Raw genomic sequence first — 13609 nt, forward strand, 5'->3', positions numbered from 1 at the left:
GGAAGGGGAGAGGGAAACCCTTTTCCCAAAGGGTTTCCCTCTCCCCTTCCCCCGGCCGCCGGAGGCTCCGCACCAACTACTTCAGATATTCGTGCTGGCCGGTGGCTTCCATGACGGAGGACCACCAGTCGGAGTTGATGTTGATGCGGCGGCGTTCGGTGGCCACGAGATCCAGGGGGAGGTGAACCATGCTGGACTTGAGTCGGGACACGACCATGCCGGTCTTGCCGGCCATGGCTGCGTGCACGGCGTTCTGGCCGAGAAACCCGCAGTAAACCCGGTCGCCCGCATTGGCCGGGACGGATCGAATCAAGTAGCTGGGATCGATGAATTTTACATTGATCTCGAAGCCCCGGGCCAGTGCGTATTCCTCAAGCTGGTCCACCAGCAATCCGCAGATATCGCCGAGCTTCGGGTTGCCGGAGGGGTCCCGTTCGATCTCGCCGCCGAGCAAATCCTGGCCCGCGCCCTCGGCGCAGACGATGATGGCGTGTTTGCGGGCCTTGAGCCGTGATTCCACTGCTTCGAGCAGACCGCCCGGCCCGGCCAGGGTGAAGGGCTGTTCCGGGACCAGGAGGAAATTGACCTCCTGCATGGCCAGGGTGGCCTGGGCCGCGATGAAACCCGCCTCCCGGCCCATGAGCTTGACCAGGCCGACGCCCATGTCGATGCCGGTGGCCTCCACGTGGGCGCACTGGATGACCTCTGCGGCCTTTTCCACGGCGGTATCGAAGCCGAAGGAGCGGGTGATGAAGTTGATGTCGTTGTCGATGGTCTTGGGGATGCCGATGATGGCGATGTTGCGCTTGCGCGCCGACACCGCGTTGACGATGGACTTGGCCGCGCGCATGGCCCCGTCGCCGCCGATGACGAAGAGCACGTTGATGTTCAGGCGCTCCAGGGAATCGACAATCTCTTCGGGGTCCTGAAGGCCGCGCGAAGAGCCGAGGATGGTCCCGCCGAACTGGTGGATGTGCGAGACCGTGTCCGGGGTGAGTTCCTTGACGTCGTAGCCGTACTTGGGGATGAAGCCGCGCAGCCCGTTGGTGATGCCGAGCACGTGCCGGACACCGTAGTGGTAGTGGGCCTCGTGCACGATGGCCCGGATGACGTCGTTGATGCCCGGGCAGATACCGCCGCAGGTAACGATGGCGCACCGGGCCTTGGATGTGTCGAAATAGACGCGCTCGCGCGGACCGGCCTTTTCAAAGTCCTTTTGCAGGACATCGGTGTCCAGTTCGGTCAACTCGCCGGAGGTAAGCATCAGCGTGGCCGGGCTCGAATCGTCCACGAACCGCGCCCCCTTGAGGGGCGATTTGATCTTGGGCGTCCCGAGATTCGGAATTTTAGTAATGAAATCGAGATGTTTCATTGTAATTCACTCCGTATTGCGACCCAGCTGACAATCGGTCATTCCTGCCAGTAGGTCACCTGGGGTTCCGGCAGTTCGTTGACGGTTTCCTCGAGATCGGCGGGGCTCGCCGTGGCCGCGCCCACCTGGGCCACGACCACGCCCGCTGCGTAGTTGGCCAGGGTGCAGGCGGTCAGCAGGTCCATGCCTGCGGCCAGCCCCAAAGCGGTGGTGGCGATGACCGTATCGCCCGCGCCCGTGACGTCGAAGACCTTGCGCGCGAAGGTCGGGATGTGCCGGATGTATCCTTCGCCCTCGAACAGGGCCATGCCGTCGGGCCCGAGGGTGATGAGCAGGTTCCGGCAGTGAAGCCGCCTGAAGATAGCCCGGCCCGCCTCGATGATGGATTCGCGGCCGGACACCGGCAGGTTCGCGCCCTCGCTGGCCTCCTTGGTGTTGGGGGTCAGCAGGTCCACGTTCTGATAGAGATCGTAGTTCACGGTCTTGGGGTCGACCAGTACCAGCGGCGGGGTGGAGCGGCCCTGGACCATGGGCATGAAGCGGTCCATGAACTCCCTGGAAATGAATCCCTTGCCGTAGTCGGACAGGATGATCACCGGATAATCAGGCAGATTCTCTTCGAGGATGACGAACAGGGTGTCCATCTCGGCGGAGGAGAGCGGGCCGACGCGTTCCTGGTCCACGCGGACCACCTGCTGGTTGTGGGCGATGATCCGGGTCTTGACCGTGGTGGGGCGCTCCTTGTCCTGGATGAGCCGGGTGCTCAGGCCCGCCTGGCCGCAGAGATCCTCGAGAACCTCGCCGTTGCGGTCCGTACCCACGGCCCCGATGAGCAGCGGCTTGCCGCCCAGGTCCGCGATATTGCGGGCCACATTGCCCGCGCCGCCCAGAAGGTAGGATTCGTCCTTCACCTGGACCACCGGCACGGGCGCTTCGGGGGAGATGCGCTCCACGCCGCCGATCAGGTAATGATCCAGCATGAGGTCGCCTATGATCATGACCTTGTGCCCCTTGAGGGCTTTGACGGCTTCCAGAATCATTTCATGTGACATATTGTAAACAACCAATGTTATTCTGCTGTTGGTTCAAGTTTTTATCAGATCACCATCGCCCTGGGAGGGCGGCCTTGTCCGCTCGCGAGCCGATGGCGTGATCACTTTGGATCATTTGGCGCTCATGATCGGCCGCTTGCGGCGACCCGATGCCGAGCCGCGCCCCTAGGCGAACTGGACCCCGAACTTTTCCGCAACGGACCGCAAATCATCTTCAGCGGTATAACTCACCGTCAACTTGCCTTTTTCCGGCGATCCGGAGATTCTAACCGTAAGTCCCAACATATCGGAAAGCTCACCCTGGAGCGACTCTAGCCGGGGGTCGAGGGGCTTGGGCTCTGCCTTGGCCTGCCGGGAGGAGGGCGTGGACCCGATTTCATCCGCGCCGGGGAGCCTGCCGTTCTGCTTATAGAAGGAGGCCTGGGCTTCCGCCTGGCGCACGGTCAATCCGTTCTCCGCGATACGGCGGTGGAGCTCGGCCTGCGGTTCGGAGTCGACCACGGCCATAATCGCCCGGCCGTGCCCGGCGGACAGCACGTTCTGCTGGATGGCGGCCTGCACGGACTCCGGCAAATTGAGCAAGCGCAAGGAGTTGGCCACGGCCGAGCGGCTCTTGCCCACCTGGCGGGCCAGTTCCTCCTGGCTCAGCCCGAACTCCTGTTGGAGGCGCTGGTAGCCGAGCGCCTCTTCCACGGCATTCAGGTCCTCGCGCTGCAGGTTCTCGATGAGCGCGATGGCCAGGCTCTCCTGGTCGGTCATCTCCCGGATGAGAGAGGGGATCTCGGTCAGCCCGGCCTTCTTGGAGGCCCGCAGCCGTCGTTCTCCGGCCACCAGTTCGTAGTTTCCGCCGCCCAGAGGGCGGACCAGCACGGGCTGGAGCACGCCGCGCGTTTCGATGGACGCGGCCAGATCGTTGAGCGCGTCCTCGGAGAACTCACGCCGGGGCTGGTGCGGGTTGGGGGTGATGGCCCCCACCGGGATCAGGCGCACCTCGGCGGCGTCGGAAGTGACCTTCTCGTCCTCGCGCACGCCGCCCAGCAACGCATCCAACCCTCGGCCCAAACCCCTGTTAGTCGATGTCATATATCACTCCTGTCTCGCTTGTAATTCAATCCTTGCTCAAAAAGGCTTGAGTGCCTATAACGCCCCGAAGATAACCCAATGGAGCGAATATGTCCGATCAGATCAACGAGCTTTTCGATAAGGACGGCAACCTCATCGGCGCACTGCTGACCGCCGAGGCCTGGACTGCGGTGCGCGACCAGGTAATGACCGCGCTCGGCGTCGAAGAAACCCCGGTCGTCCAGGAAAAGCCGGAGCCCACGGCCGAATGGGAAATGCTGACCCAGTACTGGGATTTTCCGTACCCGGTCGACATGGACGTGGCCTGCGAAAACTGCGGCAGCAAAACCGAGAACTGGGCCGAGGACGATCCTCGTCTGTTCCGGTTGACCAGCGCCAATCTTGCCGGACTGGTCGCCTTCAAGTGCACGAAGTGCCAGGCAAAGGTGGTCAAGAAGCACTTCAAGGACGAGATCGTTACCGAATGCACCCCCTACATGGAAGAGAAGCTTACCTCCAAAGAAGGGCGGTACTGATCGCCGTTTGCTCACGTTCGCGCCGCCCGTTCATCACGGTGCGGCGCGGCTGTTAAAGAACCTTCCTAAGCCCCGGCTGTGGAGCTTCTCTCCACTTCCTGAGCCAGGGCGAGATACGCCTCCGCACCCCGCGACTTGATATCGTAGTTGATCACCGGTTTACCAAAGCTCGGCGCCTCGGAAAGCCGTACGTTTCTCGGGACGATGGTCTCGAAAAGGTGCTGGGGGAACGCCTTGCGCACCTCGTTCTTCACCTGCCACGACAGCCGATTCCTGGAGTCGTACATGGTCAGGACCACCCCCAGAATATTGAGATCCTGATTGAGCCGTTTGCGTACCAGCTCGTAGGTCATGAGCAACTGCGCAATGCCTTCCAATGCGTAATACTCGCATTGCAACGGCACGAGCAGCTCATTTGCCGCGCACAGGGCATTGACGGTCAGCAGCCCGAGAGAGGGGGGGCAGTCAATGAGAATGAAATCATACTGGTCGTCCACCTGGTCGATGAGCTCCCGCAGGTAGAATTCCCGGCCGAACTTGTCCACCAGCTCGATCTCCGCGCCGACCAGATCCTGCGTTCCCGGCAGAATGTCGAGGAAGGGCACCCCGGTCTGGTAGATGGCCTTGCCGACGTTCTTCGGCTCGAAAAGCACGCTGTAGATGTTCTCACGCTTGTCGCCTGGGTAGAAGCCAAGCCCGCTGGAGGCGTTACCCTGGGGGTCGCAATCCACCAGGAGCACCCGCTTTTCCATCACAGCCAGGGATGCCGCCAGGTTGATGGCGGTGGTGGTCTTGCCTACACCGCCTTTTTGATTCGCAATCACGATTCTTCTCGCCACATGACCCTCGCTTTCGAGCTGCATTTGATGCGTTCGAGACTCCGTCGCCTGTTTCACGTGAAACATTTCCCCGAAAACCAGGAGTGTTTCACGTGAAACAATGTCCTCTTGCCGTTTCAAATGTCGTAGGCTGAATGAAAAACAAAGGCAAGGGTCGAGGCCGGAAATGAGCAAAAAAGACACAAAAAAGGGCGGCTGACGCCGCCCTGATGGTCGTGATGATCGTGATGATCATTTGCTATTTCCCGTAATACTCGTTGTACCACTCGATGAACTTGCGGATGCCTTCCTCGATAGTGGTATTGGGCTTGAACCCGACGTCCTTCTGGAGGTCGGAGACGTCCGCCTCAGTGGCCGGAACGTCGCCCGCCTGCATGGGCATGTAGTTGTAGATGGCCTTTTTGCCGACTACTTCCTCGATGACCTCGATGTACCGGGAGAGCTCCACAACTGTGTTGTTGCCGATGTTGTAGATCTGGTAGGGCACCGAGCTGGTGCACGGGTCGGGATGATCCCCGTCCCAATCTGGGTTGGGAGCGGGTGTGCGCTTCATGACCCGGACCACGCCCTCGACGATGTCGTCGATGTAGGTGAAATCGCGGCGCATCTTGCCGTAGTTGAAGACGTTGATGGGCTTTTCCTCGATGATGTTCTTGGTGAACAGGAACAGCGCCATGTCCGGACGACCCCACGGTCCATAGACCGTAAAGAAACGCAGCCCGGTTGTGGGCAGGTTGTACAGGTTCGAATAGGAGTGGGCCATCATCTCGTTGGCCTTCTTGGTGGCCGCGTACAGGCTCATGGGATGATCGACCGCTTCGTGCGGGTTGAGCGGCATCTTGGTGTTCATACCATACACCGAGGAGCTGGAGGCGTAGGCCAGGTGCTCCACGCCGTTGTGGCGGCAGCCTTCCAGGATGTTCAGGAAGCCGACAACGTTGGAGTCGACGTAGGACCTGGGGTTCTCGATGGAGTAGCGGACACCCGCCTGAGCGGCCAGGTTGACCACGTGCGTGAACTGCTCGGCCTTGAAGAGCCCGGCCATGGGCTCGGCATCCTCGAGGTTGATGTTGACGTGCTTAAAGAGGGGGCTTTCCTCGAGAATCTTGAGGCGGGCCTTCTTCAGGTTCACGTCATAGTAGTCGTTCAGGTTGTCCAGCCCGACGACCTCATGGCCTTCACCGATCAAGCGCCTGGAAAGATGAAAGCCGATGAAGCCCGCGGCTCCGGTCACAAGTATCTTCATATGAATGGTCCTTATCCTGTTGTTGGTCAGGTGGTTGTCTTGCGGTATTTCGTACCGGGAGTCAACGCTATGCGTGGATCACCGGTCTCTTACACCACTCCATGCCCCGAGAGCAAGTTTGCAATATTCGCTTTTCGAACTGCTCAATGAGTGCCCTTGTCGAAATAGTGCCTATGGGCACGGCTTCCTCGACACACAGCGCAGGAAGCCTTGTCAGCCGGGGGCTTGCGGTCTTTCTGCGAAAATCGCCGGGTGCGCGATTTTCGCGGGAAAAGCGATTTGCGGCCTGCCGAAAGAGCCTTTTCGCGTCAAAAGCGAAATATGCGCGAAATCCGGCGCTCCGACCCCTTCCGCCATCCTACAGCCGGATGTTGACGATGGAGTCCACGGCCATCTGCTGCTCATGGGGCAGCATGTCGATGAGCCGGGTGATGGGCGGCAGCTTGTGGACGATGACGTTCTCCAGAAGGTGCGTCACGGGCTGCAGGTCCGCGTCGGGCAGGATGACCTTCAGGGCCTCGTCCCCAAAGCAGACCACGTGCGGCGTATGCCACAGCTCCCACCCGCGCCAGAACATGGAAGTGTCCGGTTGCAGCGCGCCGTTCACCAGCGCGGACACGGGCCAGAAGTTGATCGTGCCCGGAGGCCACTTCAAGTGCGCCTGGAGATTCTTGAGCACCGCCCGCCGCCTGGGGTCGGACTGCCCACCCAGGTCAAGGCCGAGCTCCATGTAGGTCATGACCACCCGCGCGTCCGGTTTGGTGAAACGCAGGAAGGACGACCACGGGGCCAGGAAATTCGGGGCCTGTCCGGGCGCGCGGGCCGGGGAGGGCTCAGCGGCCTGCCGTTGCGTGGCCGCAGGTTGGGCCTGGGGTCGGCCTGGCTGCGCCTGCGGCTGCCGAGGCTGCTGCGGAGCAGGGCGGTCGGGCCGGGCGTCATACGCAGCCGCCTGGTTGGAAGGCCGCTCCTGGACGGGTTCAGGCTGCGCCACGGCGGTCAGGCCGCCGGGGGCGTAGACGAACTCGAGCCCGGACTCGACCCAGGGGCGCAGGCTCGCGCGCACGTTCAGTCGAGCAGAAGGTGATCCCATAGTCTCCACGCCACTTCGGTCTTGGGCAGTTGCGGCCACTGTTCCTTGCGGCCCTTGGCGTCCAGCACGAACATCTCGTTGGTGGGCACGCCGAAGCCGCTGCCCGCCTTGGCGATGTTGTTGGCCGCGATGAGATCGAGGTTCTTGGTCGCAAGCTTGCGGGCCGCCTCCTCGCGGAGATTGTCCGTCTCGGCCGCAAAGCCGATGAGCTTCTGGCCGTCGCGCTTGCACTCGCCCAGGCTCCTCAGGATGTCCGGGTTGGTCTCGAACTCCACGGTGATGCCCGCGCCCGCCGAAGCCGTCTTCTTGAACTTCGTCTCGCCGAAGGGCACGGGACGGTAGTCGGCCACGGCGGCCGAGAGGCAGGCCACGTCCATGGCGGGCCACAGGTCGGTACAGGCCTCATACATCTGCCGGGCGGTGGTCACCGAGACCACGGCCACATCGCAGGGGAAATTCAGGGAGGTGGGCCCGGCCACCACGGTCACGTCGGCTCCGCGCAGGTACGCGGCCATGGCCATGCACGCGCCCATGGTCCCACTGGACGGGTTGGACCAGAAACGGACCGCGTCCCAGGGCTCGCGGGTGGGCCCCAGGGTGACCAGGATCTTTTTGCCCGCCAGGTCCTGCGGAGCCAGGGCCTTGAGGGTGGCCAGGAAAATCTCGTCCACCGGGGCGAGCCGTCCGGTGCCGATGTCGCCGCAGGCCACGGAACCGGCCTCCGGGAACACACGGGTATAGCCGAGCTCTTCGAGCATGGCCCAGTTGCGCTGGGTGGCCGGGGCCGCCCACATGCGCGGGTTCATGGCCGGGGCCACGATCTTGGGGCCGGGGAAGGCCAAAGCCTGGCAGGAGAGCATGTCGTCGGCCAGGCCGAAGGCGAGCTTGGCGATGATATTCGCCGTGGCCGGAGCGATGAGCATCACGTCCGCCGTCTGGCCGGGTTCTAGATGCCCGAAGGCGGTGTCCGCGTCCGGGGCCTCGCTGAACATGCCGGTGTAGACCGGGGACGCCCCCAGGGCCTCGAAGGAGAGCGGGGTGAGGAACTGGGTCGCCGCATCGGTCAGGGTGGCCGAGACCATGCAGTCGGCCTGTTGGAGCAGGCGCAGCAGGTCGACCGCCTTGAACGCGGCAATGGAGCCGGTCACGCCCAGATGGACGCGCTTGCCCATGAAACCGCTGAAACCGTAGTGGGGCTGCATACTACTTTTTCTTCAGGTCGCCGGCGTCCTTGACCTCCACGGCGAAGATGGTCGTGGTGGCCGAGGCGAAGGTGTCGTCGATTTCGATGACGCAGCTCTTGTTGTACTTCTCGAAGGTCAGGAACTGGACCGAGCTGGCCTTGTTGTTGGACACCAGCGTCCAGTTGTCCTTGGTCATGTTGTTGATGAAGTACTGGACCAGTTCGGGGATCTCCACGCGGCCCTTGAACTTCATGATCGAGGCCCGGAACTTGGTGTTGTCCAGCTTGTAGGACCCCTCGTTCTGGTACTCGATCTCCTTGGGGATCATGATGTCGTCGAAGTCCAGATAATAATCCGGCTCCTGATAGTTCTGGGCAGCCGGCTGGTCCGACCCCGAGGAGGAAGACGTGGACGTGGTGGTGCAGGCGGCGAGCGCGCCGACGAGCATGAGCGGCAAAAGAAATTTGATGAAAGAACGCATGGTTTCCTCCCTACGTATATGTGGTGAAATCGTTTACTGTCGGTCTCAGGATGCGGCTTCCTTGAGCCGGTCGATCTTGTCCTGCAGATATCTTTCCATGTCCCGCCGGTCCTTGCGCAGCCGGACGAGCTCGCTCTCCAGGATCTGGAGCTTGGCCTTGATGTCCGAGGTGTCGAAGGTCAGCTTCAGGGCCATCTCCTCGATCTCGGCGTCCTTCTCTTCCAGCGCCTTGGTCTGCTCCAGGATCTCCTCGGGCAGAACGGCCTGTCCGGCGGGAAGCTGCTTGATGCGCTTCTGACTGCGGGCCAGGAGCACGAAGGCGGTCTTGAGCTTGTGGATGTCGTCCTGCTGCCGTTCGATGATGGACTTCTGGTCCGCGATGACCTCCATGCAGGAGGTCACCCGGGACAGGACGTCGTTGAAGGTGCACGCCAGGTCGGCGAACCCGTCGTTCATACCGCCCTGTGCGGTGGCCGGGGTGTGCTCCACCTCGATGGTCCGGGGGAACTCGCTGCGCAGCCTGTCGTCGATCTCGTTGGTGACCAGACCGTCGCCGTACAGCCGGGAGATACGCTCGAAAATGACCCCGGATTCCTCCGGGTATTTGGTCACGCGGCCGACCTTCCGGCCCCCCAGGAAGTCCTTGAACAGGGCGGCATACCGACGCGCTGTCGGTGCGGGGATGCGGGTGCGTTTGGCTATCTCAGCCACGGAAAGCCAATTCATGCATATGAAATACCATGAATCCGGCCAATATCAAGCCCCTGGCGGCAAATGACACAACCTTGGGCTAGCTGCCCGATATCATTGTAAAAGAAAAAGATTCCGTTGAAATTCCAGGTGTTGTACAACCGGGTCCAACAACGAGAGTGGACATATATTTTATGGCAATACCCGAAGATTACCGCCTGTCGAGCTACGACTACGACCTGCCCGAGGACCGCATCGCCCAGGAACCGGCCGCGCGCAGGGACGGCTCCAGGCTCCTGGTCCTGGACCGCGCCGCCGACACCCTGACCCCGGCCCGGTTCACGGACCTTTTCGACTACCTGCCGGACAACTGCCTGCTGGTGGCCAACAACTCGCGCGTCATCCCGGCGCGCATATTCGGGCGCAAGCCCACCGGCGGCCAGGTGGAGTTCCTCCTGCTCACGCCCCTGCCGCTGATCGAACCGAGCGAGGAGGGCGGCTGGTTCACCGCCCGCGCCGAAGGCCTCCTGCGCGCCTCCAAGGGCCCCAAACAGGGCACGGACGTGTCCTTTGCCGACGACTTTTCCCTGACCGCCGAAGAGCCGGGTGAGTTTGGCCGCTGGCAGGTCACCCTGCGCTGGAAGGGCGACCTGACCAATCTGTTCAACACCCACGGGCACCTGCCCCTGCCGCCGTACATCAAGCGCCCGGACGGCGAGGCGGACCGCGAGCGCTACCAGACCACCTACTCAAACACGGCCAAGACCGGGTCCGTGGCCGCGCCCACCGCGGGCCTGCACTTCACCCCGGAACTGCGCGAACGCATCCGGGCCAAGGGCATCGAGTGGGCCGAGGTGACCCTGTACGTGGGTTACGGGACCTTCAGCCCGGTGCGCTGCCCGGACATCCGCGACCACCGCATGCACGCCGAATACATCGAGGTGAGCGAGGAGACGGCCGAGGCGATCCGCCGGGCCAAGGCCGAAGGGCGGCCGGTCATCGCCGTGGGCACCACCAGCGCCCGCACCCTGGAAGGCATGGTCCGCGAGGCCGGCTCCATACGTCAATTCCGTGGAGAAACCGACATCTTCATATCCCCGGGGTATACTTTCCAGGTTATCGACGGTATTCTGACGAACTTCCATTTGCCAGAATCGTCGCTCATCATTATGATCTCGGCTCTTGCTGGCAGAAAAACGATTCTGGAAGCATACGCGTTCGCCCTGGAAAACAATTTTCGATTCTTCTCCTACGGGGACGCGATGCTCATCCTGTAAACGCGGCAACTTTTCATTATTACTAACAGAACTGGAGCAATACATGTCTCGAATCGAGGTCCGGGAAGACCGGTGCAAGGGCTGCCTGCTCTGTACCACCGTCTGTCCCGTCGACATCATCGTCCAGTCTGACCGGTTCAACGTCAGCGGCTACAAGGTCGCCGAGGTGCCCGAGGCCGACAAGGACAAATGTACCGGCTGCGCATCCTGCGCCCAGATCTGCCCGGACGTGGCGATCAAAGTGTACAGGACCCCAAAGAAGAAAGAGGGGAAGTAGCATGACCAAGAAAACCGAACGCATCTTCGTCAAGGGGAACGAAGCCATCGCACGCGGCGCACTGGCCGCCAAGTGCAAGTGCTTCTTCGGCTACCCGATCACCCCGCAGAACGACATACCCGAATTCATGTCCTCCGAGATCATCAAGGCCGGGGGCGACTTCGTCCAGGCCGAGTCCGAGATCGCGGCGGCCAACATGCTGCTCGGTGCCGGCGCCGCCGGAGTCCGCGCCATGACCTCCAGCTCCTCGCCCGGCATCGCGCTCAAGCAGGAGGCCATCTCCTACATGGCGGGCAGCGAGGTCCCGGCGGTGGTCGTGAACATGAACCGGGGCGGCCCGGGCCTGGGCGACATCGGCCCGGCACAGGGCGACTACTACCAGTCTACCCGGGGCGGCGGGCACGGCGACTACCGCCACTACACCCTCGGACCCGGCACGGTCCAGGAGGCCTATGATCTGACCATCAAGGCCTTTGACATCGCCTTCACACACCGCACCCCGGTGCTCATCCTGGGCGACGCCATCCTCGGCCAGATGAAGGAACCCATCACCCCCTGGGAACCCGAGAACGTCGACGAGGAAGCGGGCCGCGACTGGGCCATCACCGGTCGCACCGGCGGCCGCGAAAAGCGCCTGATCAAGTCCCTGTTCCTCGAGGAAGGGGCCCTGGCCGAGCAGAACAAGCACCTCCAGGCCAAGTACGACTCCTGGAAGGAGCTGACCGAGGCCGAGCAGTTCGAAACCGAAGACGCGGACCTGATCGTCTGCGCCTACGGGTCCATCGGCCGAATCGCCAAATCCGCGGTGCGCAAGTTCCGCAAGGACGGCAAGAAAGTCGGCCTGTTCCGGCCCATCACCCTCTATCCGTTCCCGTCCGACGAGCTCAAGGCCCTGGCCGAGCAGGGCAAGCGGTTCCTGACCATCGAACACAACCTGGGACAGATGGTCGACGACGTCCGCCTGGCCATCCGCACGGTCGCCGACTCCGACTTCTACCCCATCTATCCCGGCAATCTGCCCACCCCGGATGAGCTCGAGGAGCCGATCCTCAAATGCCTGGAGGGTAAATAAATGTCCGAAATGAACGAGAAACTGGTCTTTGACCGCCCCGAAAGCGTCATAGACCGGCCCACCCATTACTGCCCCGGCTGCCACCACGGCATCGCCCACCGGCTCATCGGCGAGCTGCTCGACGAGATGAACCTGGCGGAACAGACCCTGATGGTCACCTCCATCGGCTGCTCGGTCTTCCTCTACAACTACCTCAACGTGGACGCGGTGGAAGCCCCGCACGGCCGCGCCCCGGCGGTGGCCACCGGCGTCAAGCGCTCCAGGCCCGAAAAGTTCGTCTTCACCTACCAGGGCGACGGCGACCTGGCCTCCATCGGCATGGCCGAGATCATGCACGCCGCCAACCGCGGCGAGAAGATGTGCGTGGTCTTCGTCAACAACACGGTCTACGGCATGACCGGCGGCCAGATGGCCCCGACCACCATGATCGGCCAGGTGACCACGACCACCCCGGCGGGGCGCTGCCAGACCCACGAGGGCGCGCCCATCCGCATGACCGAGATCATCGCCTCCCTGGGCGGCACCGCCTTTGCCGCGCGCGGTTCCCTGAACACCGTGGCCAATATCAAAAAAGCCAAGAAGTACCTGAAAAAGGCCTTCGAGTTCCAGCTCAACGGGACCGGCTTCGGCTTCGTCGAGCTGCTCTCCGGCTGCCCGACCAACTGGAAGATGACCCCGCTTGCAGCCAACGAACGCATCAAGGACGAGATGATCCCGTACTTCCCGCTCGGCATCTACAAGGATGTGTCCGAAGAAGGAGGTGTCTGCTGATGCGCTACATGGATTCCATCATCGCGGGCTTCGGCGGCCAGGGCGTCATGCTCATCGGCAACCTGCTGGCCTACGCGGGCATGAAGGACGGCCTCAACGTCACCTACATCCCGGTCTACGGGCCGGAGATGCGCGGCGGCACCGCCAACTGCACGGTCGTGCTCTCCGACGAGGACATCGGCTCGCCCATCATCCACCGCCCCAAGTCCATCATCTCCATGAACCGCCCGTCGCTCGACAAGTTCCAGCCCCGGGTCGAGGACAACGGCATCCACATCATCAACTCCTCGCTCATCGACATGGATCTGGCCGACGCCAAGCGCCTCAAATGCTACGGCGTGCCCTGCAACGAGATCGCCGACGAGCTGGGCAATACCCGCATGGCCAACATGGTCGCCATCGGCGCCTTCGTCCAGGCCTCGGGCATCATCCCGCTGGATGCCGTCATCGGCTCGCTCGAAAACGTCATCTCCCCGCGCTACCACAAGCTCATCCCGGCCAACACCAAGGCCATCGAAGCCGGCGCCAAACACGTCGCCTAGCTTACCGGAACATCAATAAAAAGGTCCTGCCAGCTGACGCTGGCAGGACCTTTTCTTAATGCCTCCGGCGGCTGGGGGAAGGGGAGGGAAAACCCTTTGAAAAGGGTTCTTTCCTCCC

Annotated in this window: 15 protein-coding genes; 6 read left to right on the plus strand and 9 right to left on the minus strand. The window is 62.4% G+C overall.

Annotated elements, in window-relative coordinates:
- Window positions 1-76 precede the first annotated feature (76 nt).
- The 3 genes from AB6M95_RS18020 to AB6M95_RS18030 all read right to left on the minus strand — a co-directional run bounded on the left by AB6M95_RS18020 (window position 77) and on the right by AB6M95_RS18030 (window position 3507).
- Window positions 77-1372, minus strand: a complete 1296-nt coding sequence (locus AB6M95_RS18020; RefSeq protein WP_371388137.1) for an ATP-dependent 6-phosphofructokinase — start codon at window positions 1370-1372, stop codon at window positions 77-79.
- 38 nt (window positions 1373-1410) lie between these two features.
- Window positions 1411-2424, minus strand: a complete 1014-nt coding sequence (gene rfaE1, locus AB6M95_RS18025) for a D-glycero-beta-D-manno-heptose-7-phosphate kinase (protein WP_371388138.1) — start codon at window positions 2422-2424, stop codon at window positions 1411-1413.
- A gap of 165 nt (window positions 2425-2589) precedes the next feature.
- Window positions 2590-3507, minus strand: a complete 918-nt coding sequence (locus tag AB6M95_RS18030) for a ParB/RepB/Spo0J family partition protein (protein WP_371388139.1) — start codon at window positions 3505-3507, stop codon at window positions 2590-2592.
- A gap of 89 nt (window positions 3508-3596) precedes the next feature.
- On the opposite strand from AB6M95_RS18030, the gene AB6M95_RS18035 reads away from it, so the two are divergent.
- Window positions 3597-4022, plus strand: a complete 426-nt coding sequence (locus tag AB6M95_RS18035; RefSeq protein ID WP_371388140.1) for a hypothetical protein — start codon at window positions 3597-3599, stop codon at window positions 4020-4022.
- A gap of 65 nt (window positions 4023-4087) precedes the next feature.
- On the opposite strand, the gene AB6M95_RS18040 is transcribed toward AB6M95_RS18035, so the two are convergent.
- The 6 genes from AB6M95_RS18040 to AB6M95_RS18065 all read right to left on the minus strand — a co-directional run bounded on the left by AB6M95_RS18040 (window position 4088) and on the right by AB6M95_RS18065 (window position 9573).
- A complete protein-coding gene (locus tag AB6M95_RS18040) occupies window positions 4088-4861 on the minus strand; it encodes a ParA family protein (protein ID WP_371388150.1) in 774 nt (257 codons plus the stop codon).
- A gap of 238 nt (window positions 4862-5099) precedes the next feature.
- Window positions 5100-6107 carry an NAD-dependent epimerase gene (locus AB6M95_RS18045; protein WP_371388141.1) on the minus strand — a complete coding sequence of 336 codons (1008 nt, stop codon included), beginning with the start codon at window positions 6105-6107 and terminating at the stop codon, window positions 5100-5102.
- A 358-nt stretch (window positions 6108-6465) separates the two neighbouring features.
- Complete coding sequence (locus AB6M95_RS18050; protein WP_371388142.1) at window positions 6466-7197, minus strand: hypothetical protein; 732 nt, start codon at window positions 7195-7197, stop codon at window positions 6466-6468.
- Window positions 7173-8399 (minus strand): bifunctional phosphopantothenoylcysteine decarboxylase/phosphopantothenate--cysteine ligase CoaBC, encoded by a 1227-nt coding sequence (coaBC, locus tag AB6M95_RS18055; protein ID WP_371388143.1) that lies wholly within the window; start codon window positions 8397-8399, stop codon window positions 7173-7175. Before coaBC ends, AB6M95_RS18050 begins: the two co-directional genes overlap by 25 nt.
- A 1-nt stretch (window position 8400) precedes the next feature.
- Window positions 8401-8862 (minus strand): hypothetical protein, encoded by a 462-nt coding sequence (locus AB6M95_RS18060; RefSeq protein WP_371388144.1) that lies wholly within the window; start codon window positions 8860-8862, stop codon window positions 8401-8403.
- A gap of 45 nt (window positions 8863-8907) precedes the next feature.
- Window positions 8908-9573: a hypothetical protein gene (locus AB6M95_RS18065; protein ID WP_371388145.1), complete on the minus strand. Its 666-nt coding sequence runs from the start codon at window positions 9571-9573 to the stop codon at window positions 8908-8910.
- A gap of 173 nt (window positions 9574-9746) precedes the next feature.
- On the opposite strand from AB6M95_RS18065, the gene queA reads away from it, so the two are divergent.
- From queA to AB6M95_RS18090, 5 genes are read left to right on the plus strand one after another with little or no spacing between them, the layout of a single operon-like run.
- Window positions 9747-10829, plus strand: coding sequence for a tRNA preQ1(34) S-adenosylmethionine ribosyltransferase-isomerase QueA (queA, locus tag AB6M95_RS18070; protein ID WP_371388146.1), 1083 nt, complete (start codon window positions 9747-9749; stop codon window positions 10827-10829).
- A 43-nt stretch (window positions 10830-10872) separates the two neighbouring features.
- Window positions 10873-11106, plus strand: a complete 234-nt coding sequence (locus AB6M95_RS18075; protein ID WP_071545384.1) for a 4Fe-4S binding protein — start codon at window positions 10873-10875, stop codon at window positions 11104-11106.
- A 1-nt stretch (window position 11107) separates the two neighbouring features.
- Window positions 11108-12178 (plus strand): 3-methyl-2-oxobutanoate dehydrogenase subunit VorB, encoded by a 1071-nt coding sequence (locus AB6M95_RS18080; protein ID WP_371388147.1) that lies wholly within the window; start codon window positions 11108-11110, stop codon window positions 12176-12178.
- Entirely contained in the window at window positions 12179-12949 is a 771-nt protein-coding gene (locus tag AB6M95_RS18085) for a thiamine pyrophosphate-dependent enzyme (protein WP_371388148.1), read from the plus strand.
- On the plus strand, window positions 12949-13491 hold the full coding sequence (locus AB6M95_RS18090) for a 2-oxoacid:ferredoxin oxidoreductase subunit gamma family protein (RefSeq protein ID WP_371388149.1): 543 nt from the start codon (window positions 12949-12951) through the stop codon (window positions 13489-13491). The genes AB6M95_RS18085 and AB6M95_RS18090 overlap by 1 nt, the downstream gene beginning before the upstream one ends.
- Window positions 13492-13609: the final 118 nt, after the last annotated feature.

The sequence above is a fragment of the Pseudodesulfovibrio karagichevae genome (assembly GCF_041414475.1).
GTDB classification, from domain to species: Bacteria; Desulfobacterota; Desulfovibrionia; order Desulfovibrionales; family Desulfovibrionaceae; genus Pseudodesulfovibrio; species Pseudodesulfovibrio karagichevae.